16 protein-coding genes are annotated in these 21,639 nt (G+C 59.6%); 9 read left to right on the top strand and 7 right to left on the bottom strand.

Annotation, left to right across the window (positions count from 1 at the left end):
- Positions 1 to 10: 10 nt before the first annotated feature.
- Both Mal15_RS19465 and Mal15_RS19460 read right to left on the bottom strand, forming a co-directional pair.
- On the bottom strand, positions 11 to 1,096 hold the full coding sequence (locus Mal15_RS19465) for a redoxin domain-containing protein (RefSeq protein WP_233902893.1): 1,086 nt from the start codon (positions 1,094 to 1,096) through the stop codon (positions 11 to 13).
- A 158-nt stretch (positions 1,097 to 1,254) separates the two neighbouring features.
- Entirely contained in the window at positions 1,255 to 2,496 is a 1,242-nt protein-coding gene (locus Mal15_RS19460) for an NAD(P)/FAD-dependent oxidoreductase (RefSeq protein ID WP_147869291.1), read from the bottom strand.
- 566 nt (positions 2,497 to 3,062) lie between these two features.
- On the opposite strand from Mal15_RS19460, the gene Mal15_RS34150 reads away from it, so the two are divergent.
- The 6 genes from Mal15_RS34150 to Mal15_RS19435 all read left to right on the top strand — a co-directional run bounded on the left by Mal15_RS34150 (position 3,063) and on the right by Mal15_RS19435 (position 9,416).
- Positions 3,063 to 3,209: a hypothetical protein gene (locus Mal15_RS34150; protein ID WP_167546918.1), complete on the top strand. Its 147-nt coding sequence runs from the start codon at positions 3,063 to 3,065 to the stop codon at positions 3,207 to 3,209.
- Positions 3,210 to 3,293: 84 nt separating this feature from the next.
- A complete protein-coding gene (locus Mal15_RS19455; protein ID WP_147869290.1) occupies positions 3,294 to 3,887 on the top strand; it encodes a hypothetical protein in 594 nt (197 codons plus the stop codon).
- A 92-nt stretch (positions 3,888 to 3,979) separates the two neighbouring features.
- A complete protein-coding gene (gene radC, locus Mal15_RS19450; RefSeq protein ID WP_147869289.1) occupies positions 3,980 to 4,933 on the top strand; it encodes a RadC family protein in 954 nt (317 codons plus the stop codon).
- Between the two features lie 129 nt (positions 4,934 to 5,062).
- Positions 5,063 to 6,793, top strand: a complete 1,731-nt coding sequence (locus Mal15_RS19445; RefSeq protein WP_233902892.1) for an alkaline phosphatase — start codon at positions 5,063 to 5,065, stop codon at positions 6,791 to 6,793.
- A gap of 371 nt (positions 6,794 to 7,164) precedes the next feature.
- Positions 7,165 to 8,016 (top strand): suppressor of fused domain protein, encoded by an 852-nt coding sequence (locus Mal15_RS19440; protein WP_199773691.1) that lies wholly within the window; start codon positions 7,165 to 7,167, stop codon positions 8,014 to 8,016.
- Between the two features lie 23 nt (positions 8,017 to 8,039).
- Positions 8,040 to 9,416: a DUF1501 domain-containing protein gene (locus Mal15_RS19435; protein ID WP_147869288.1), complete on the top strand. Its 1,377-nt coding sequence runs from the start codon at positions 8,040 to 8,042 to the stop codon at positions 9,414 to 9,416.
- A 235-nt stretch (positions 9,417 to 9,651) separates the two neighbouring features.
- Here Mal15_RS19435 and Mal15_RS19430 read toward each other — a convergent pair whose 3' ends face one another.
- The 4 genes from Mal15_RS19430 to Mal15_RS19415 form a co-directional block, all read right to left on the bottom strand.
- Entirely contained in the window at positions 9,652 to 12,468 is a 2,817-nt protein-coding gene (locus Mal15_RS19430; RefSeq protein ID WP_147869287.1) for a c-type cytochrome domain-containing protein, read from the bottom strand.
- A gap of 113 nt (positions 12,469 to 12,581) precedes the next feature.
- The gene (locus tag Mal15_RS19425; protein ID WP_147869286.1) at positions 12,582 to 12,893 is read right to left on the bottom strand and encodes a hypothetical protein; all 312 of its coding nucleotides are present in this window, start codon (positions 12,891 to 12,893) and stop codon (positions 12,582 to 12,584) included.
- Positions 12,894 to 13,089: 196 nt separating this feature from the next.
- Positions 13,090 to 13,986: an aminotransferase class IV gene (locus tag Mal15_RS19420; RefSeq protein WP_147869285.1), complete on the bottom strand. Its 897-nt coding sequence runs from the start codon at positions 13,984 to 13,986 to the stop codon at positions 13,090 to 13,092.
- The gene (locus tag Mal15_RS19415; RefSeq protein ID WP_167546917.1) at positions 13,961 to 15,103 is read right to left on the bottom strand and encodes an alpha/beta hydrolase; all 1,143 of its coding nucleotides are present in this window, start codon (positions 15,101 to 15,103) and stop codon (positions 13,961 to 13,963) included. The genes Mal15_RS19420 and Mal15_RS19415 overlap by 26 nt, the downstream gene beginning before the upstream one ends.
- Before the next feature lie 214 nt (positions 15,104 to 15,317).
- Between Mal15_RS19415 and Mal15_RS19410 the strand changes: the two genes are divergently transcribed.
- Together Mal15_RS19410 and Mal15_RS19405 are read left to right on the top strand one after the other, a co-directional pair.
- Positions 15,318 to 15,806: a hypothetical protein gene (locus Mal15_RS19410; protein ID WP_147869283.1), complete on the top strand. Its 489-nt coding sequence runs from the start codon at positions 15,318 to 15,320 to the stop codon at positions 15,804 to 15,806.
- Positions 15,807 to 16,095: 289 nt separating this feature from the next.
- Complete coding sequence (locus Mal15_RS19405; protein ID WP_147869282.1) at positions 16,096 to 17,073, top strand: transglutaminase-like domain-containing protein; 978 nt, start codon at positions 16,096 to 16,098, stop codon at positions 17,071 to 17,073.
- Between the two features lie 137 nt (positions 17,074 to 17,210).
- Here Mal15_RS19405 and Mal15_RS19400 read toward each other — a convergent pair whose 3' ends face one another.
- Positions 17,211 to 19,403 (bottom strand): family 16 glycoside hydrolase, encoded by a 2,193-nt coding sequence (locus tag Mal15_RS19400; protein WP_147869281.1) that lies wholly within the window; start codon positions 19,401 to 19,403, stop codon positions 17,211 to 17,213.
- A 131-nt stretch (positions 19,404 to 19,534) separates the two neighbouring features.
- Between Mal15_RS19400 and Mal15_RS34145 the strand changes: the two genes are divergently transcribed.
- Entirely contained in the window at positions 19,535 to 21,562 is a 2,028-nt protein-coding gene (locus tag Mal15_RS34145; RefSeq protein WP_167546916.1) for an alpha/beta hydrolase fold domain-containing protein, read from the top strand.
- Positions 21,563 to 21,639 lie beyond the last annotated feature (77 nt).

Raw genomic sequence — 21,639 nt, 5'->3', positions numbered from 1 at the left:
CAGTGAAAGGTCAGAGTTCCGCTAGCAATTCCTCGATCGTCTCACGCATCTGCTGTTCCCCCGGCGTGCCTTTCCAGTTCATTTCGCCCTGCCACCAACGGCGCAAAAAGCCCTTTTTGTCGATCAGGTAGACGGTCGGCCACATCGTGTTGGACCATTGTTTCCAGTTCGCCGACGCCGCGTCCATCAGTACCGGGTACTCGATCTGTTCGGTTTTGATTGCGGCCGCGACGCGTTCGGACGAGCGTTCAGCAGGGGTTTCGGGGGTTTGAATCCCGATCACGACCAAGCCGTCGTCGGCATAGTCGGTGTGCCAGCCGTTGTAATGCGGCAGGTTGCGTCGACAGTTAATGCACTGGAAGGCGTAGAAGTGCACTGCGACGACCTTGCCTTTTAAATCCCCCAATTGGATCGGCGAACCCTGCAACCAGGTCGCTCCATCGTCGGTCAATTCGGGTGCCGAGGGATAGATGCGTTTGACGGCGGAAAAATCAAACGACGGTCCGGTCAGCGCGCTGAGGGTTCGTTTTTGCTGATTGGTCAATGCGTCGACGACCGCCTTCTTCTCGTCCGCTTTGGCCGTATTAATTATTTTCGCGGCTTCGGCGCTGGTCAACTGTTGGCTTTGCAGCTGTTTCTGGACGTCGGCGACTGCTTCGTCTGTTTCTGTGAAAACTCTGTACAACGCGTCGCGTTCTTGCTGTGACAATCCCAAAGCCGTGGCGGTTTTGTCACGCACGATCATCCGTGTTCCGAGAGCCTGATTTTGCAGCTGGTCCAATCGCTCCAGTTGTTTTGAATCCAGGAATCTGGTCAAAGCATCGTTGAGTTGATCGGTCAATTGGCTGATTGCCTCGATCCTCTCTTGAGCCGGAAGAATACGGGCGCGGAACCATGGCCCATCGATCGGCTCCAGGGCGGCGAAGACTTGGCGGATCTGATCTTCCGACAAGTCCAACTCCTGATGAACCGCATCGTCGCGCACCATCTGCAACAGTACCGGTTGCGTCTCCGGCGGCGGAGTCTGGGCGGACGCAGCGCACGGCAGAACGCTGAGGAACACGACGACAGCGACAGCTTTGACGGAGATGGGCATGGGCGGACTGCCGTAGGCACGTAGGAGGTGAAGATTAAGGTCCACTTCTGAATGGCGATGTCCATCCGAGAGTCCTGTCCGCCACATTCAGAGCGTAGCGGCAGCCGCCTAGGCTTTCACGGGTGGGCCTTGAGAGCGGAAACTCTTGGCGAGTTCCGCTACGACGCCATCATCGTCTTGGCTTTCTCGATCGATTTTTCCATGTCGTCGAACATTCTGCCGGCAGCTTCGTTGAAGACGCGACCGATCAGCACGTCGGTCAACGTCCCGCGGTGTTCCGGATGTTCTTTCATGAACCGACCGATGCTGAATTCTTTGGTGTAGAAGGCGTGCACGAGCTTCCGCACCCACATTGCTCCTTCCTTGAAATCCTCTGCCCACTCGGCGAGTTTCTCACCGGACAGGTTGTTTTCGCGCAAGCCCTGGACGACGGAATCGCCCGCCCGGACACCCATCTCGAGCGCGAAATAAACCCCGGAGGAGTAGACCGGGTCGATGAACCCAAAGGCGTCGCCGATCAGCACCCAGCCTTCGCCGGCATGTTGTTTGGTCATGTACGAGAATTCTTTGGCCGTCTTCAGGCCTCCCAGTCGCGTCGCGCTCTCCAAACGCGATTTCAGCCCCGGGCAGCGATCCAATTCCTCGGCATAGATCTGTTCCGGGGTTCCACGGCCTTTCAGCAAGTAGTCGTTGTCGCCGACGCATCCGATGCTGGTGATGCCGCGTGACAGCGGAATGAACCAGAACCACGATTGTTGCGATTCGGTTTGCAGGATGATTGTCGCGCCCGCGTTGTCGCCGTCGCCCCGCACCGCATCGCGATAATAACCCCAGATCGCCGCCTTCTTCAGGTCTGGGTTGACCTCTTTGAGTCCCAACTTATTGGCGATCAAGGATTGTTGGCCGGTCGCATCGATGACGACCTTGCAGTCGATTTCTCTGGATTGGCCGTGATGGTCTTTCACGACGACCCCGACCGCTTTGCCGTTCCCGTCAAAACGCACGTCGGTCACGCGGGTTTCGTCGTAGCAGTCGGCGCCAAGCTCGGCCGCTCGGTCAAACAGCATTTTGTCGAATTCACTGCGTTCCACCTGCCAGGTGTCGCTGCAATCACGGTCATCGTGTTGGCGGAAAAAGAACGGTGCCGATTCGGTGCCGCGGTGGGTGACGAATTGCACACTCTTTTTCACCTGCCAACCGGCGCCGCGAACACGATCGTTCAGCCCCAGTCGCTGCAGTGGCCAAAAGGTTTCCGGCATCAACGACTCGCCCACGTGGAACCGCGGCACACGTTCACGTTCGATCAACAGCGTTTCAAGGCCGGCCTCGGCCGTAATCGAAGCCGCCGATCCACCGGCCGGTCCTGCACCAATGACAACACAATCGTAGGCAGACTTCATCGTCAAATCAGTTCGTTCGTCTAGGAGGGAAGGGGGGAAGGGTAGATACACTGACGGCGTTGACTGAGCTTGTCCGTCGGAAAATGAACGACTCCCGGCGGCATCCGTGGGTAAAACCGCAGCGTCGGGCTCGCGACAACCGTTCGCCCGCATTCTAGCAGCTCGGACAGTCCTGGTCGTGACCGCAGCGCAGCCGAGTGACATCCCTGCTGATCTGAGTTTTTTCCTCGGATTACCTTCGTACCCGCGCAACATACGCGGGCTCCCTTCTCCACCGGCTTTGCGGGGGAGAAGGGTTGGGGATGAGGGGGCCAGCGATCCCGAAACGCCACGGACATAGGTCCCCGAACGGTTCAGCGGAATCCGCCCGTCGCCGGCCTCGAATTCGTCGGGCAACATCTTGGGTGTCACGCCGATTCCCCAAACCCATCTTTCCCGACAACCGGTCCAACACGTCCCGATCGAAAGACGCCTGGGGCAAATTGACGCTGCCCCGCCGCCCCCATCACCGTCCTACGTTTGGAAACGCGTTCCCCCCCAATCCTTTCCGTCATAGGGCCAGTACCGTGAATCGTCGCCACTACCTTTCCATCGCTGCGTGTTGCATCGCCTTGCTCGTGGTGATTCCCGGATGCGCAGAACCCACCGAAGGCTACGTGCATGTGGACAACGGTTCGGATGAATTGATTGTGGTGTTTGTCGATGACAAATAGCAGGCCAGGATCGGACCGGGCCGCTGCCGACGACTGAAACTGCCGCTGGGCGAGCGGCACTTCAAAGTCAAACGCGGCGACGAGGTGGTTTACGAAGAGACGCACACCTTGGATGCCGGCAAGAACTCGTTCCGATCCCCCACGTACGTCCTGAACCCTGACCGTAACAACCGCTACTGCGATGTCGAAGTGGTTTACCATGACGACGCATTCGGCGGACAAGATTTGGCCGACCTGATCACGATGATCTCCAACCCCAACCCGCAAGGCGACGCTGGCCAGAATGCGGCGGCGGAGGAAGCATCATCCGGCGGCGAAGGGGAAGGGGAAGGGGAAGGGGAAGGGGAATCGAAAGCCGACGCGGAAACCGAACAACAGCTGCGCAAGAAGAATCTCGCACTCGTTCGCCAGTATCGACAGGTCACGAAGCAACTGGTGGCCAAGGGCGACCAAGCGTTCTTTGAAATCCATCACTCCGGCGACCTGTTCAAACCACTGCCAACGATCGTCTACAGTCAACAAAGTGGCGACCAGAAACGAACCACACTGGCGCGAATCCCCAAGGTGCTTCACGACTACATCGCCGAAGCGGCCCGCGTGAAGCAGCCGACGGCGGAACAGCTGGAGCGATTGAAGATCGCCCATGAAGTCGCGATTTCTTACGTGCCCTTCCGTTGACCGAGGGCATGGCCCCACGGGCGATCTCGGTTTCGTTACGATCTTGAAAAACGAGACCCGATCCTCACGCAGGGAATCCGCGAGATCCGGCCATGGGGCAGCAACTCAAACGCAAAGAAAAACTTCGTCAACTGTTTGCCACACTCGCACCGATCAGTGCGTTTTCAAAACAGCAAGCGCGCGAACGTTGTGCCGATCTGACGCCCCAGTTCGTCACCTCGGCGCTCAAAGACCTGGTCCGCGAAGGAATCCTGGACCGCTATGAGTCCTCCGACCAGGAAACCTATGCCTGGCGAAACGCTCAGGTCCGCGTCGATCCGTCGCACTGGATCGATCGACAGGTCAGCGGCAATCAGGTCACCGCCCAACCCGCGCAGGAACGACCGCGGGAACGACTGCTGGCCGCCGGTGCGGACGCACTCAGCGACGCCGACTTACTGGCGATTTTGATCCGGGTAGGCGTCAAGGGCGAATCGGCGATCAAAGCGGGGCGACGGCTTTCCAAAAACTACTCGGAGAAACTCTCCGATTTGCGACGCAGCGGCAAAGACGAGCTGCGGAACATCAGCCCCGCGATCACGGTCACCAGCTACGCCGCGATCATGGCAGGGATCGAACTGGGCCGTCGCGTCGCGCGTCACGAACAGCTGCACCGCCGGGCCCACGCGCCGATCACCAGCACCAGTGCCGCGGTCGAGTTCTGTGATGATGCCTTCAGCGGGCTGGCGATCAGCGGCGTCCAGGAGGAGTTCCATATCGTCACACTGAGTACCAAGCACCTGCCGATCAACACGCACTTGATCACGCGTGGGACATTGGACGCCAGTTTGGTGCATCCCCGTGAAGTCTTTCGGCCGGCCATCCGAGACTCGGCATCGGCGGTCATCCTGGTGCACAACCATCCGTCAGGGGATGCGACACCGAGCCGCGAAGACCATCAGGTGACCGATCGAATGACCGAAGTCGGCAAGCTGCTGGGGATCACGGTTTTGGACCACATCGTCGTTGCGTCTGAAGGTTCGGTTAGCATTCGAGAATTGGGGTGAGCCCCACTCGGAGAACGGGTCAAGAACGACTATTCTGGTCGCCGCAATTGCCCCCTTCGTTCCGAGTGCTCTGTCAACGTTGCGGAGTCGGAAAGGGAGGCTCCTTTCCTTCATTAAATCTTCACACAAATGCGTCCTTGCCAAGCAGGTGCTGATCCGCGTTTCTTCGTCGCTTTCCGATGGTTGATCTGGTTGCCGGTGGCGATCGTTTCGTTCACCGGCGTCGTGTCGGCGGAGGAACCGGCGCCGGGTGGGCCGGCAAAACGGGACCTGGCAAGTGCCCAGCCTAAGGCGGCGCAACACAGCGATCCGATGTGTGAGCTGCAGACCCGATCGTCCGAGGGCAAGGTTCCCGTCTATGGACACTGGGGCGTGGATGCATCGAAGTACAGCAGCTGGACCGATCACAGCAACCGCTTGGTGCCCGTCTACACATTCGGGTTGACGCTCTCCGATTGGCGCGAGCGAGGCAGTGTGTACGCCGACGCCGATCGCTTGAAGGTGTTGGATCGGTCCGCGGACGAAAGCTCGGTGAATCCCACCGCAATGTACTATGACCAGGTCGACGTGTATCAGTTGCAGCAAGCAGCCATTGATGCCGGTTACAGCAACATCATCTTGATCCTCTTTGACGGCATGGATTGGCAAACGTCACGCGCCGCGGCGATCTACAAGACCGGACGCATCGCGTATGAATCGGGGCGTGGGACGGGGTTGGCGTTTCAAGACGACCGCCGCACGCAAACGGACTTCGGATTGCTCGGAACGAGCGCGGCGGCGGAGGATGCGACCACGGACGTCGACGCACAGCGTGTGATCAGCGTCAGTGAAAAAATGCACTTCGGATACGACGTCCGACTCGGCGGCCGAACACCTTGGGATGAGCACAATGGCAGCGGATACTTCATCGGCGCAGACCTTTCGCGGCCCCACACCGTGACCGATTCCGCCGCGTCGGCCACCACCTTGTGCAGCGGCATCAAGACATACAACGGGGCGATCAATGTCGCGCTCGACGGATCACAAGTCGTTCCGATCGCTCGACAATTGCAGCGGGACCAAGACTTCATGGTGGGCGTCGTGACCAGTGTTCCGGTCAGCCACGCGACGTCTGCCGCCGCCTATGCCAACAACGTTTCGCGAAAAGACTATCAGGACCTGTCCCGCGATTTGATCGGATTGGCTTCCGCATCGCACCGCAATGACCCCTTGCCCGGTGTCGATGTGCTGTTGGGTGGCGGTTGGGGAGAACACGAGGACGAAGACGAAAAGCAGGGAATGAATTTCGCGCAAGGCAACCCGTACCTGCACGAAGACGATTTGCATGCGGCCGACCTGCAAAACGGTGGCAACTACCGCGTCGTGCAGCGAACGCCGGGCAAATCGGGACGCAAGTTGTTGCGTCAAGCGGCCCAGGCGGCAGCCGACAACCAGGAACGTCTGCTCGGGTTCTTTGGGACCAAGGGCGGTCACCTGCCGTATGCGACCGCCGACGGAGGCTATGATCCGACGACCGACGTCAACGGTGCCGAGCAATACACCGACGCCGATGTGACGGAAAATCCGACGCTTGCCGACATGACCGAAGCGGCGCTGCTTGTCTTGGAGCAATCGATCGATGGGTTCTGGTTGATGATCGAAGCCGGTGACGTGGATTGGGCCAACCACGCCAACAATCTGGACAACAGCATCGGCGCGGTGTTGAGCGGTGAAGCGGCGTTCGTCAAAGTCATGGACTGGGTCGACGAGAATAATGCCTGGGACCACACCGCCGTGATCGTCACCGCCGACCACGGTCACTACCTGGTCCTCGACCGCCCCGAGGCCATCGCCGCCGCCGGCCGCGGCGAGCGCGAGTGAGTGAGGTCTGTTGAATTGATCTGATCGCGCGAGGGATCAGCCGTTTCGCGCCAGCGTACGGGCCTGAACCTCGCGTCCAATGGCACCTACTTTATGAGCCGACGGCGCTAGCCGCGGGCCTTGGATTGCCCTTCGAGACTTGTATGGCCCGAGGCTAGCGCCTACGGCTCAGTTTGTGATCGAAAGTAGGTGGCATTAGACTCGCGCCATACGGCTGATTGAATCGACCAGCCGTGGGCGAGTTCCACGCGCCGGAAAGCTCCCGTCACCCACCCGCCCAAGTGTCTCGCCCCTCGTCGGCCCCACCCCGGCGAACCTGTTAGACTGTTGCGTAAATACACATTGATCGACGCAAACGTGAGCGGTGAACCGTGGTGGACGTTGAATTCCGGTGCCCCAAGTGCGCCAAACGCTACAAGACCAGCGAAGCACACTCGGGAAAAAAGACCAAATGCAGTGGCTGTGGCGAGACGATCGAAGTCCCCTACCCGCCACTGGAAATCCCCGATGAAGTGACCGACGGAGGCAGCACCGTTTACCGCCATGAAGCCAGATCGCGCGAGTTCGAGTTGGCGGTCGGCGATGGAGAAAACATCGAACGCGTCGAGGCCCATATCGCAAAACATATCGGCGAAGTGGAAAGCGTTTGGCACGAGCTGATTTCTGACCTGGTGCACATCGACGTGCACTGGGTGAAACCCTCACCCGAGCGGCCGTTCCATACGCTGGTCACGTCCGGAATGAGCGATCGCCCGATGTCGCCTCCCGAGGGTGCCGAAGAGCTGGCGTATGCCGAGCTGATGATCTGCTTGCCGCCGGACTGGAAACTCGACGAACCATCACTGAGCGACACGGCGAACTATTGGCCGATCCAGTGGCTGAAATATCTGGCCCGATTTCCGCACGAGTACGAAACCTGGCTGTTTGATGGTCACACGATCCCCAACGGTGATCCGGCCGATCCGCTGGACGAGAGCACCAACTTTATCGGATGGCTGTTGACATTCCCGGCGACGACCGACGAAGACTTCATTCGGCTGAAAGTATCCGAGGAAAAATCGATCTACTTTCTCGCCGCCATCCCGTTGTACCAAAACGAGATGGATTTCAAATTAAAGTACGGGACGGAAAACCTGCTGAAACGTTTCGACAAAGCCGGCTACAACGAAGTCCTGGACCCGAATCGCAAAGACGTCACGAAAAAGCGATTCTGGTTGTTTTGACTCGGACCCCCACCACGAACACGATGCTTACACGACGACAATTATTGGCCAACTGCGGCACCGGACTGGGATCCCTGGCGCTTTCGGATCTGCTCGCCCGCGAAGCCGTGCCCACCGAATTGCACTTTCCCGCCAAGGCCAAACATGTCATCCACCTGTTCATGAACGGGGGCCCCAGCCAGGTCGACACGTTCGACTACAAACCCGAACTGAACCGCTATGCCGGCAAAACCGCGCCGACGGGAACGTTAAAAACGGAGCGGCCCACCGGCAACGTGCTGGGCACGCCGTTCAAGTTCAAACCGTACGGGGAATCAGGGATTCACGTCAGCGAACTGTTCGCCAAGACGGCCGAGCATATCGACGACATCTGTCTGATCCACTCGATGCGCGCCGATGTCCCCAACCATGAACCGTCGTTGATGTTGATGAACACCGGGGAGTCGCGGTTGGTGCGGCCCAGCGTCGGATCCTGGTTGACCTACGGACTGGGCAGCGAAAACAACAACCTGCCGGCGTTCGTGACCATGTGTCCCGGCGGCTATCCGATCAAAGAATCACAAAACTGGCAAAACGCCTTCTTGCCCGGCAAGTACCAAGCGACCTATGTCGATTCCAGCCACCGTCAGGTCGACCGGTTGCTGGAAAACATCCGCAGTGAGTTGGTGGCGCCAACGGACCAACGTCAACAATTGGACCTGTTGGCAAACCTGAATCGGCAACATGCTGCGGCGCGACAGCACGATGAACGCTTGCAGTCGCGGATCGAGTCGTTTGAATTGGCGTATCGGATGCAGAGCGAAGCGGCCGATGCGTTCGACATCACGTGTGAACCCCAGTCGGTTCGCGACGCCTATGGCGAAGGGGATTTTGCGCGGCAAACGTTGATCGCCCGTCGTCTGGTCGAACGCGGTGTCCGCTACGTCCAGCTTTACACCGGCGCGGGACAACCCTGGGACAATCACGATGATTTGGAAAAGGGGCATCGCCGACTGGCCGGTCAAGTCGACCAACCGATCGCGGCCCTGTTGGCGGATTTAAAACGCACCGGATTGCTCGAGGAAACCATCGTGATCTGGGGCGGTGAATTCGGCCGAACACCCGTCGTCGAGATGCCGCGTAAAGGCACCAACCAGGGCAAGTTGAACGGCCGCGACCACAACCACTATGGTTTCACCGTGTGGATGGCCGGCGGAGGCGTCAAAGGCGGACACGTCGTCGGGGCGACCGACGAAATCGGTTTCCAAGCGGTCGAAAACCGCGTGCACGTCCACGACCTGCACGCAACGCTGTTGCGCCTGATGGGGCTAGACCACAAACGCCTGACCTACCGCTACGCCGGACGCGACTTCCGCCTGACCGACGTCCACGGACGCATCGTGGATGAAGTGTTGGCGTAGCGATTGATCGATGGCGAAAGATCGTGAAGGGACTTGTGTCCCTCTCTGGAAAACGCCACGCTGTGAATGAATCCCCGTGAATCGCCATGTAAACGTAGCTACCTTCGCCAGAAGGTGGATCTCTGCTGCTTTCCACGCTCGCATCGAGCGTAGCTACGGCAGAATGATACAGGGCAGAATGATACAGGGCAGAATGATGAGGTGCGCGATCGCTGGCTGATTATCCCACAGGGGGCTATGGCAAGACCTCGACGGTGATCGGGTGTGAGGTCAGGCCGCCGTCGATGTTGGCGGTCAGGAAGAACGAGCGTTTTCCGGGGACGGCCGTCTTGTCGGCGGTGACGAAGAACTCGCGATCGGACTGACCCGCCAGAATCAACAATCCGTTCAATCCGATGTTGTCGACGTAAACGCCCTGGCTGGCGTTCCGCCCCGATTGTTCTTTGCCGAACGAGACTTCGTTTTTGAAACCCTCGCGTCGCTGGATCAATACGCGTGCCGAGACCGTTTCGCCACGAGGCACCTGCAGCGTCCAGTTTTCATGGGCGGCGATCTCGGCACCGGCGGGTTTGATCACCGAGATGACTTGCGCGGGACCGGGATCGAATTTCAGTTTTCCCGGCGATCCGGCTTTACGCTCGACACGTTTCTCGGCGACCATCGCCCAGGCCGTCAGCGTCGGTTCGATCTCGCCTTCCCATCCCTTTTCGTTAGGGTCGGCCCAGATCATTCCGGTTGCGAATCGTTGGCCGGCTTCAATGGTTAAAGGAAAGTTGCTGACCAACCGGTCGGGCAACCCGTCGATCTGGAACGTCACCGGGCCATCGTAGCCGTCGATCCGATCGACTTGCACTTGAAACTCACGCCCGGTCGCCGGATGCAGTGGTTTGGAGATCGTCTTGGATGACGGGCGAAAACCGGGCTCTGCCGGTCGAATGGCGAGCGCGTATCCGTAGTCGTCGCCACCTTCGCCGCGGGTGTCGGCGATGCGAACCGTGTACAGGCCGTCTTGGGGAGCGGTGAACAGCAATCGACTGTTCTTACCGGCCAAGCGTTGCGGATCGTCGTCGTTCTCGTACGTCACGTCAAACACCGGCAACCCGTTGGCCAGCGGTTCCGCCCCGGGCGGCAAGGGCCGAACGATGTAGGCCGGTTCGCCGAGCGCGTGCGTGGTCCCGCTAGTTCCAAAATACGTCCAGCGTTTCCCTTCGCCCGGATAGACGTTGAATCCCGAATCGGGCCCACGGGGATGCAGCTGCAGCCGAGTCACTTCGCCGGCCGCGAACAGGTATTCCCCCAGATTCATTTCCTCCCAATTGAACACGCGAAAGTCGCTGATTTGGTCGCTATCCTTGCCGCGAAAGGTGAAGTACGAATCGCGGACCGCCTGCAACCGGACTCTCAGCACCGGCTGATCGCTGTCATCCAGTACGGTGACGATCGGATCGATGCGGCTGTCCGACGTAGCGTCGGCGTCGATCGCCCAGACCTCGCCCTGGCCGGCCCGCCAACGATATCGGTCAGCTTGGCCGGCTTGCGCGATCGTTCCGTTGATCGTGACATTGCGATCGACGTCGATGATCTCGCCGTCAGGAGTTTGGGATCCGGCAACCGGGACACCGGACTGCCGCACCGCGTCACGCAGTTTGATTTCATCCAGTGCCGTCGGTTCCCCAAGGTCCATCAGAACGCGATGTAACTCGGTGCCAGATCGAGTCGTTTGGATCGAATCGACCGGCGGTAGTCTTCGGGCGACGATTTGACCGTTCATCAAGGCGATCTTTGCAAACCGGCTGTCCGGCGTGATGAACAGGTCTGTGCCGGTTTCATTGAGTGTTTCCAACGACGCGACGGGTTGCCAGTCCGCGGTGCGAATCAATTTCACATTTCCCGATTCGGAAATGGCGACAAGTGATCGGTCATCCGGCGCGATCGCGAAATTGACGATTCCCGTCTCGTCGATAAATCGCGTCGCCACCAGAGGATTGATGCGTGGATGAGTGGTCGAGCGCAGCCGCCATGCGCGCAGACGATTGTCGGCACTGACGGCAACAATGAATCGACCGTCGTGCGTGATCGCGACGGCATACACCTCGCCCTCGGGTTGGCTGAGTGTGTCCAGGCGGATGCCGTTTTCGACGTTCCACACCTTCACAGTTTCATCGGCGCAGGCACTGACCAGCACGCTGCCGTCGGGGGAAAACGCCAGGTCGAAAATCGCGCCGTTGTGGCCGGTCAATTCGCGGACCACCTCGCCGGTCGCCACATCCCACAGCACGATGGTGCGGTCGTAGCCGGCGGTGGCCAAGTGCGATTCATCCGGCGAAAAGGCCGCCGCGTAGAGCGTGTCTTTGTGTCCGACAAATTCCCGAATCAGATCACCTGATCCTGTGTCATAGATCGCCGCCCGGCCGTAGGCTCCGGTCAGCCCCGACGCGACCAACAGTCGTTGGGCGTCCGAAGAGAAGGCGAGTGAGTTGATTTTGCCCAGCTGTTGGTCGCGGATCTCCGCTGTGACGTTTTCATCCTTCAACACTTCAATGCGACCAAACATCGCACGCGCGGATGATCGGCCGTCGTTCGAAACGGCGATCGCAGTGACCGGGGCGGCGACTGAGGGGGAAGGTTCGATCGACGGGGTGCGAAGCGTGCGCCGGATCGGCAGGTCGCCTTCGGGGCCGGCCGCGCCCTGTTCGATCCAACGCGACAGCACGTCCAGTTCGTCTTCGTCGGGCCCCTCGGCGTCGTCGGGCGGCATCACCGGTTCCAGTTTGCCGGTGATCATCAACAACAACCGGCTGCTGGCAGGAACGCCCGGCGTGACGGCCAATCCGGAATCGCCACCCTTGGCCAGTCCGGTGTAGGAATCCATCACCAAACCGCCTTGGGGATCATCGGCGCTGTGGCATCCGACGCAGTACGTTTCCAAGATCGGATAAACGTCTCGCGCAAAATCAATGCGTCCAGTCTCAGCGCGTTCGGCGGCGATCCCCGCGGTATGGCAGGAGACGATCCAGACGATCAGCCCGATGGAAAACAGTCGCAAACCCATTTGATTTTCTGGCCAATGGAGGTGTGTGGAACCCAAGCGGCCATTGTAACCATCAAGGACGTGCCGGGCCTTCTCGCCCCTGGATTTCGTTTGAATGATTTCGGCGGAAGGGACTAATTTGGCCCCTGATCAAGTACGAAGAAATCTGCCGTCCAATCAATCTCTGCTGCCATCCACAGCAGGGTCCCCATCCCCGGACGGATCGAATTCAACGGAGTTTCAAGCGATCGAAGGTACGTTTCGCGGCCACGACCGTCGTACCGCAGGTAGTCCAGCGACGCGATGCCGTCGTTTGTAACATCCAATTCCTGATCAAGGTCGAAAAAAGTTTGGGCGGACACGTTGGATGCCGACCCGACGACGATTCCGACGGTGATGATCAGCCCCAAGATTCCCTTGGAAATCCGATTTCGCTTGATGGACATGAATTGCTCTCCGATTGGCTGGCCAGCGGACTGGCTGAGACGGTTGGCGTCCGACACGATGGCGGACGCGTTCAGCAATGACTAACCGGCTCGGCTGGGGTTCCTGCGCGAGATCGCCCAAGAAAAAGATCTTTTTCGCGACTCTGAACGCAGGCTTTTCACCACTGACGGCTTCGACGCGATCATCCAGCCAGGGTCAGTGATCGGCCACCAAAGCGTCAAAGCCCGCTCGGAGCCGTTGATAGACCGGGCCGGCGGATCGCAGCGGGGATCCGTCGATCGAGTTGGCGAACCAGAGTCCGCAACTGGTGCCGGTCAACAGCACTTCGTCCGCGGCACGCAACTCGTCGGGATAAATCCGCCGCTCTCGCCACGGAATGTCCAACGCATCGCACAATTCACGCACGACATCCCGCGAGACGCCCTGCAAGACTTGATCGTCGGGAGGCGAAACCACCTCGCCGGCATGGACGATCAGCACATTGGCGATGCTGGTTTCGGTGATCGAACCGTCGCTATCCAGGAGGATACCGAGCGACCCGGGGTTCTGTCGCGTGGCCTCTCGATCGGCCAAGTAGTAGTGCAACCGACAGCGGACCTTGATGTTTCGTGGCCAGCACTCGGCGGAAGGCTGCCGGACCGACGTGACGATCAGCGGGCTGCCGGAATTGATCCGCCGCTGCATCAAGGCCGAATCGATCGGGTACAGATCGATCACCAGGGTCGGTGATCCGGCGATGCCGGGGGACGCGAACCAGAGGACGCCGAACTCGTTTTGAGTCTGCAGCCAAGCGTCGTTCCGCCGAATCACTTCGTCGATCTGCTCCGCAAGTTCCTGGCGGGACGGCAGCCCCGTGATCGCCAGGGCGTCGGTGGTGTGTTGCCAGCGGTCGAGGTGTCGGTCGATCTGGAACAGCCGACCGTTGTAGACGCGGACGCGTTCGACGGCCGTCACCGCCTGGGTCACCGCCGGATCCCGCATCGGGATACAGAGCTTGTCGCCGGGAATCCATTGGCCGTTGTGATAGGCCAGACGCACGGCACGGGGCACCTGGGGGCGATCGGAATCAGAAGCTGATGGATCGGATTCCATTGATCAGTCTCGCCATATCGATTCCGGCATTGCATCCGCCCTGGTAGTAGTCGATCTCCGAGTGTCGCAGCTTGACGATTGAGGCACAGTCGCGTGATCGAACCGGTAACCGCGTTCCATCGACACGCGACGCAAAGGTCGTCGGCCCGCTGTAACCCAACGCGGTGTCGCGACGGATCTTTTCGAGCAACCAATAGCGTTTCAGCACCACATCGCGACGGTTGTACAGCAGCACCAGCTCGTCCATGTTCTTGGTCGCACACCGGTGGTACCCGTTGCCGCCCAGCCATTTCGATTCGATTGCGGGGGCGACCAAACCGACGCGCACGTTCGCACCGACCAACGGTGGGTCGGGCAAGGCTCGCCCGGAAAGTTTTCCTCCGGCCATTGCATGAAGTGCTCCGGTGGCGACCCGCGCCCCAAAGCTGTACCCGATCATCGCCATCGGAATCGAGGCCTGGGCGTGCTGACGCAAGAACGAAGCCAAGTACAACCCTTGCGCGTCACAGCGGTCGGCCTTGAGCCGAAAATCCTTGACGCCGATCGTCTCTTTCTCGCTGGGCCAACTGTAGATCATCCAGTCGATCCCGCCGCGGCCGCCTCGCATTCGGATCCGGTTGCGGATCATTGTCGATCGTGAGACGACGTCGGTGGCAGGCATTCGATTGCCATGGATATAAAACACGACGGGGCGATCCGGCGAGAGAGACGCCAAATAATCACCGTGCTGGATCTCGCAGGGGGAACCCGAATCGATTCGCCAGATTCGAAACGGAATGTCGACCAACGGGGCGCAGCATGCGTTGGCGGTCAGGTGACGTGTCGAGACGAGAAACACACGGTCGGATTCGCAAACGCACACGTTGTCGTCGGCGATGAAATCGGCCGCAGCGGAGCAGTCGTGATCGCACGTTGACGTCAACGTGGGTATCGCGGCGGGTTGATCCGGTGTCGCCCCGTCATCCGTGGACGGGGCATCAGAATCCGTGGACAGGGTCTCAACCGCTGCCACAGCGCCATGGGTGGGGACGTCGGCTCGGACGACAAACGCATCGACGCACAGTGCGGTCGAGGCAAGACACACGAGCAACACGAACATTCGGATTGACGGGAACATCCGCATCATCTGGCTTGAGGTGGGATCAAAGGCGGGTGGGTGAGACCGAGCGTCTGATCAGACGCAACAAATTGTTGCAGAAAAAAAACGATGTTGCGTTTGCACATCATTCACAGCGTCCTAGTTTTGTGTGGTTCTCGATTCGAGGCCAACGAATACGCTCCCTGTGCCAATCGCGGAAACTCCAATGAACAATCGTTTTATTCTAGTCGTAATGACCGCCGTTGTCGTAACGACGACTTCCGGCTGCACTCCGTTCCGAAACTTCTTTTTCGGTCGCGGAGCACAGTGCGGGACGTGCACACGATTGCCCACGCCGTTTCGTCGACAAGCCGCTCCGCAGGCGGCTCAGCCGACGTGCAACCAACCGCTGCCCGCACAGCCTCGCTATGCGCCTCAGGCGAGCGTCTACGGCTGTAACCCGAATCCCTGTGCCACCGGTTATGCCCCGGCGGGGCAGACGATGAGGGCCTATCCGGCCGATCCCTACTGCTGTGGATCCGGATACGCCGCCGGCGGAATCGTCGACGGGCAAGGCTACGTTCAACCCTACAGCGGCGTTTGGCAACCCGCCCCCACCGACGCCCAAGGCTATCGGACGAACTACATGGGCTATCCCGATCTCGGATACCGTGTGGACGAAGACGGCAATCGGATCGTTTACGAAGATCCGCTTCCGCCCGGTGCCCGAGCGGTCAACTGACACCAGCGACAATCGCACGAAACGCAAGCGGGTGAGACGGGCACGGGGATGCTCACACGTTTGCGTTTCGTGCATTTTATGGCTCAGAGTTCCGTGTACGCTATATCAGTCATATGATTCAGTAGCGTGGTAGCGGATGTCACCGGGACGATCGGCATGACAACGCGCTCGTGCCAGACGCGACGCGTGAGCGAGGGGCGATGCATGACTCCTCGTTCACGATTCGGGCTGGCATAAGCCGATCACCGAAACCGATTCCACCTCATCGTACCTTCTTGCCGGCATTAAAATGCGAACTGACGAATCGATTCTGCGACGACAATGGATGAAGAAGTCGTTGGTCTTGAGCGCCGCCGCGATCGGCTCGGTCGAGCTTGCCGCAATGCCGCGGGCGAACGCTCAATCACTCGTCTACGAAGACCAGCCGATCACGCACTGGCGGATCGGACTGGTGCTGACCACACCGGTGACCTGCACGAACGTGTTGGCGACGTTTCCGATCCCCACCGATTGGCCCGAACAGACCGTCACGGTGCGAAAACAGAACATCACTCCCCATGTTTCGCGTTGGGAGATCCGTGAGCTCGGCGGTGGGACCAAACAAGTGGTCCTGCAGATGCCCCGGGTCACCGCCGGATCGACGGCCGAGTTCACGATCGAAGTCGATATCCAGCGGTCGCGGATTCTGCCCCCGGACGATACCTCGACCCTGGTGATCCCCAAACGACTGTCGCGGGACCTGAGGCTCTACGCCGGAAACAGTCCCTTCATCGACGCTTCGCACCGATCCATCCGCGAAGCCGCCCAAGAAGTCGAGCAGATGGATGCCGACAGCGATTGGCACCGTGTCGAACTCGCCTATGACTACGTCCGCGACAAAGTGCAGTATGTCGAAGGCGACTTGAAAAACGCCTCGGTCGCCTTGAAAGAGGGCAAGGGCGACTGCGAGGAAATGACCAGTTTGTTCGTGGCGATCTGTCGCAACCTAAAAATTCCCGCGCGGGTCGTCTGGATCCCCGATCACTGCTACCCCGAGTTCTATCTGGAGGACGCCGACGGCAACGGGCACTGGTATCCCTGTCAGGCCGCCGGAACCCGCCAGTTCGGACGCATGGACGAAACACGCCCCGTGTTGCAAAAAGGCGACCGCTTCAAGGTCCCGGAGAAGAAGACACCGGTTCGTTACGTCTCGGAGTTCTTTCGCTGTGATCGCAAAGGCAGCGGTACCCCCAACCCGACCTTCATCCGCGAACGCCTGGACGCCTGACGAAAAAGGGGACGGAGGTTGAAAACACGAATGAACCCCCGTCCCAAATGGCACGGGCTTAGTGAGCCGACGGCGCTAGCCGCGGGCGTTGATGCGCCTATAACACGGCGGTAGGGCCCGAGGCTAGCGCCTACGGCTCAGCGTATCGGCTTATCCCCGTGCCATTCACCCCCGTCCCCTTCGATCGGGAAGTGGAACTCGCTGACGGTTTCTCCGTCGACCTTGTGGTGGCGGAGGGTCAATCGCGGTTGTTTTTCCTCGCCGGTGTAGTTCAATTCGCCGGACAGGAATCCGCCGGCGACGCGTAGGAATCGGTGCTGTGGACGCTCGTCGCCCGGTTTCCAGCCCAATTGATGTTTCTCGCTTCCCGGGCCACAGCCGAACTCCCAGAGATCGGCGTCGGAATCAAAGGACGCGTATTGCCAATGACGGTCGCCGCACAACACGATCACGTTGTCGATCGTCGCCAGCTTGGCCCGGATCTGGTCGCCTTCGTGCGCAAAAATCTCGTTGGCGTGATTGTCTTTCTTGTTCGCGCGGTCGGGGCCGACGACCGGCGTCGGGCTGCAGATCACTTTGAATTTCGCCGTCGATTCCTCCAGGGTCTTGAACAACCAGGCTTTCTGCTCTTCCCCCAAGATTGTTTTCTCCGGTCCATCGGGCATCGAATTGGGGCTGCGGTAGTCACGTCCCTCCAGGAACCAGACCTCCAGATCGCGGCCCCAGCGGACGTTGGTGTAACGTGGCTTCAGCGACGGGAATTGTTCCTCGTTGAACAGCCGGACGCCCTGTTCGAAACTGACCGAGCCGTAGCTTTGGCCCGCCCAGCAGTCATTCTTCAACGTGTCGTGGTCGTCCTTTAAAAAGTAGCTGGTGGTCCGGCTGTAAAAGTCACGATTGCTGGGCAGGGCAAAGATCCGGCCCCATTTGAAACGCATCAATTCAATCGTCATTGCCCAGGGGTCGGGTTTGTCGTAGTACTCGATGTCGCCGGCGTGGACGATGAAATCCGGCTGCATCTCGGTCATCACCGGATAGATCTTGTGCCCCTTCATGCCGTCGTCGCGGCGGATGAAGTCATGGCAGGTCGTGATGCAAAACTTGACGTCCTTTTTCGCATTGACCTTGGGTGCAGTGCGAAACGCACCGCGGACGACCGCTGTGGTTTCGTCGCGGTCGAGTGATTGGGCTTCGATGATGGCGGCGTATTGGGTGTCCGGTTTTAGTTCCTCGAGTTTCCACTGGGCCGTGAAATCACTGTCCGGTCCCGTCGTGATCCAATCGGTGGTCTTGGTGGCATAGCGTTGTTTGCCGGGAAAGTACATCAGCCGAACGCGACCTGGCGCTCCGGGACACGCTCCCAACATTTGCGACAACGTTACGTCTTCGGGAAGTTGTGCACCGAGCAGCTTTTCGGGATCGGTTTCTTTGGACAGTTTGGACGCCGCTTTGGTCGAAATCGAAACGAACTCCAAGCCATCGGCGACGAAATCGGGGCGCGCGGTCGTGCGGGTCCAGATCACGATGGAATCCTGGTCCGCCCAACTGTTCCGCATCGCGTTGCCGAGGAACGGGCCCGATGCGGCCGGCGGTTCGATGTCAGCCGCATCGACCTCCAGGGCGGCAAACTGAAACTTGCGGTACGACGCTTTGCCGCCGTGATCGGTCAGCATGATGCGGTCACCGGCCTTGGGGCTGCCGAAGTCCTTCGCACCATAGAATTTGCTCAGCGCGATCGTCTTGTCCCAGCTGGGGCCGGTCGTCGTGGCCGAGGCAACCAGGTGGCCGTTCAGGTAATGCTCCAATCGGTTCCCCCTGGCGACCACGCGCGCCTGATTCCACTGGCCGATCGGATGCAGCGTTTTTTCACCCGCTGGTGCGACCAAATCATAGATCGACGCCGTGCTGCCTTTGTCCAGCTTGGTCGGAGCGTCGTCGATGATCTGGTACTCGATTCCCAAGAAGCTGTTGCTGAACAACGCTTTTCCGAACTTGCGAACGCGGTACTTCAATCCCGTGTTCGTTTTCTCTTGAATATTCCATTCCCATGACAGTTCAAAGTTTGGCGGAAGCGGCCGGCTGATCAGACTGCCATTGCCGCCCCGTGGGTTGACCAGTCGGACCTCTCCGTCGGAAAACTCCCAACTTTCGCCGACCGGTTTTCCGTCGATCGTCTCCCAGAAATCGGCACTGGAAAAATCAATGCCGTCGCCGGCAACCGCATCGCCAACCGGGTTGTCGTTTTCCGCGAGGGCGACGGAACTGGTCAGCAATGCAAGAAGCGGTGAGAGCAACAACGCCGAGAAGTAGCATCGAGTCAATCGAATCATGGAGGGTTGCGTGGGTGGGTGTGGGGAGTGCGTGGGAACACGGGACAGCAGGCGGGGCTATACTTTAAACCATTCCCACCCCACGCGTGTTCAACGCACCTTCCCCGTTTTTCTTCCCTTTGGCAGCCCACATGTCCCACCAATCGCGTGTTCGATTCGCCCCGATCACACTAGCACTGATCACACTTGCACTAATTCCTGTCCCCCGCCTTTGGGCCCAGGATCAAGACACCGAATCCAAGATGCGCCGCGCCGGTGCTTCCGTCGAAGTCTACAAAACCACGGAGGATGCCGAGGGGCAAGCGGTTTCATTGAATCTGTACGTGTTCCGGCCACACGACCACAAGCCGAGCGATCGGCGTTCGGCCATCGTGTTTTTCTTCGGCGGCGGCTGGAAGAGCGGAACGCCGAACCAGTTCACTGAGCACTGCAAGTACCTGGCGTCGCGCGGCATGGTCGCGATGACGGCAGACTACCGCGTGTTGGAACGCCAAGGGACCAAGGCGGTCCAGTGTGTCGCCGACGGAAAATCGGCGGTCCGCTGGATCCGCGAGCAGGCGGATCGATTGGGCATCGACCCGAATCGGGTCGTCGCCGGCGGAGGCTCGGCGGGAGGCCACGTGGCGGCATGCACCGGCGTGATCGAGGGGCTTGATGAATCCGGCGAAAATAGCTCGGTCAGCAGTCGGCCCGCCGCGTTGGCGCTGTTCAATCCGGCCGTCGTGTTGGCCGGGATCGACGATCGGCCGCCGCTGGATCCGGAAAAAGTTGCCGGCCTTCCCGAACGGATGGGCACCGACCCCAAAGCTCTCTCGCCGATCCATCACGTCGGCTCGGAAACGCCGCCGGCGATCATCTTCCATGGCAAAGCCGACTCCACGGTCCCCTATTGGACGGTCGAAGCGTTCTGTCAGGCGATCGAAAAGGCCGGCGGTGATTGCGAACTGGTCGGATTCGATGGCCAAGGACACGGTTTTTTTAACTATGGTCGCGGTGATAATTCAAGCTACGAATCAACGATCCGCCACTTGGATCGGTTCCTCGTGTCACATGGGTTCTTGCAGCCCGCCTCATCCGACGACGCAACATCCCTTTCGACGATCGATTTGAGTGATGATACCGGCCGCCAAGTGATCGTTGATCGCGAAGCCGGACAATACCTCGGCCATCCGACGACGTGTTTGTTGGAAGACGGCAAGACGATGTTGTGCGTGTATCCGAAAGGGCATGGCCGCGGCGGCATCGTTTACAGACGCAGCGACGACGGCGGACGGACATGGAGCGATCGTTTGCCCACGCCCGACAATTGGTCGACGTCCAGGGAAGTGCCCACACTTCACCGCGTGATCGGTCCCGACGGCACCAAACGCATCATCATGTGGTCGGGGCTCTATCCGGCTCGCCTGGCGGTTTCGGAAAACGACGGTTTGGATTGGAGCCCGCTGAAGCCCGTCGGCGACTGGGGCGGGATTGTCGTGATGGGCTTCGTCGAAGCGTTGCGGACGGGAAAGGGGCACTACCTGGCGATGTTCCACGACGACGGGCGGTTCTTCACGGAGAATGGAAAACGAACCGGTGTTTTCACGCTGTATCAAACGCGCTCGACCGATGGCGGTTTGACTTGGTCCACCCCGGAATCGGTGTATCAGTCGAGCGACGTTCATCTGTGCGAACCCGGTTGCATCCGGTCGCCCGATGGGAAACGGCTGGCCGTGCTGCTGCGAGAAAACGCGCGGCGCAAGAATTCCCACATCATCTTTTCCGATGACGAAGGAAAATCGTGGTCGGCGCCGCAGGAATTGCCACTCGCGTTGACCGGCGATCGCCACACCGGAAAGTACACCGCGGACGGTCGATTGTTCATCAGCTATCGTTGCCAGTCACCCATGCAAGACCGAAAGCATCGCCCGTTCGAAGGCGATTGGGTCGGTTGGGTCGGCAGCTGGGACGATTTGGTGGGCGGGCGTGACGGCCAGTACTTCGTGCGGTTGGGCGACAACACGAAAGGCGCCGACACGGCGTATCCCGGCGTCGAAGTGTTGCCGGACGACACGATCGTCACAACCACCTACGGTCATTGGACCAAGGGCGAACAGCCCTACATCTTGAGCGTGCGTTTGAAGCTGAGTGAATTGGACGCGTTTGCTGGATCGAAGTAGCAACGGAGGGGAATCGGGATTCCGCGAGAGGACCGGCTTCGGAGATCAGGCTGAATTGGCCCACGGATGGCAAAGCG

Source organism: Stieleria maiorica, assembly GCF_008035925.1.
Taxonomy (GTDB): domain Bacteria; phylum Planctomycetota; class Planctomycetia; order Pirellulales; family Pirellulaceae; genus Stieleria; species Stieleria maiorica.
The sequence above is the reverse complement of the archived record's forward strand: the minus strand, read 5'-3'. Positions and strand labels throughout refer to the sequence as shown.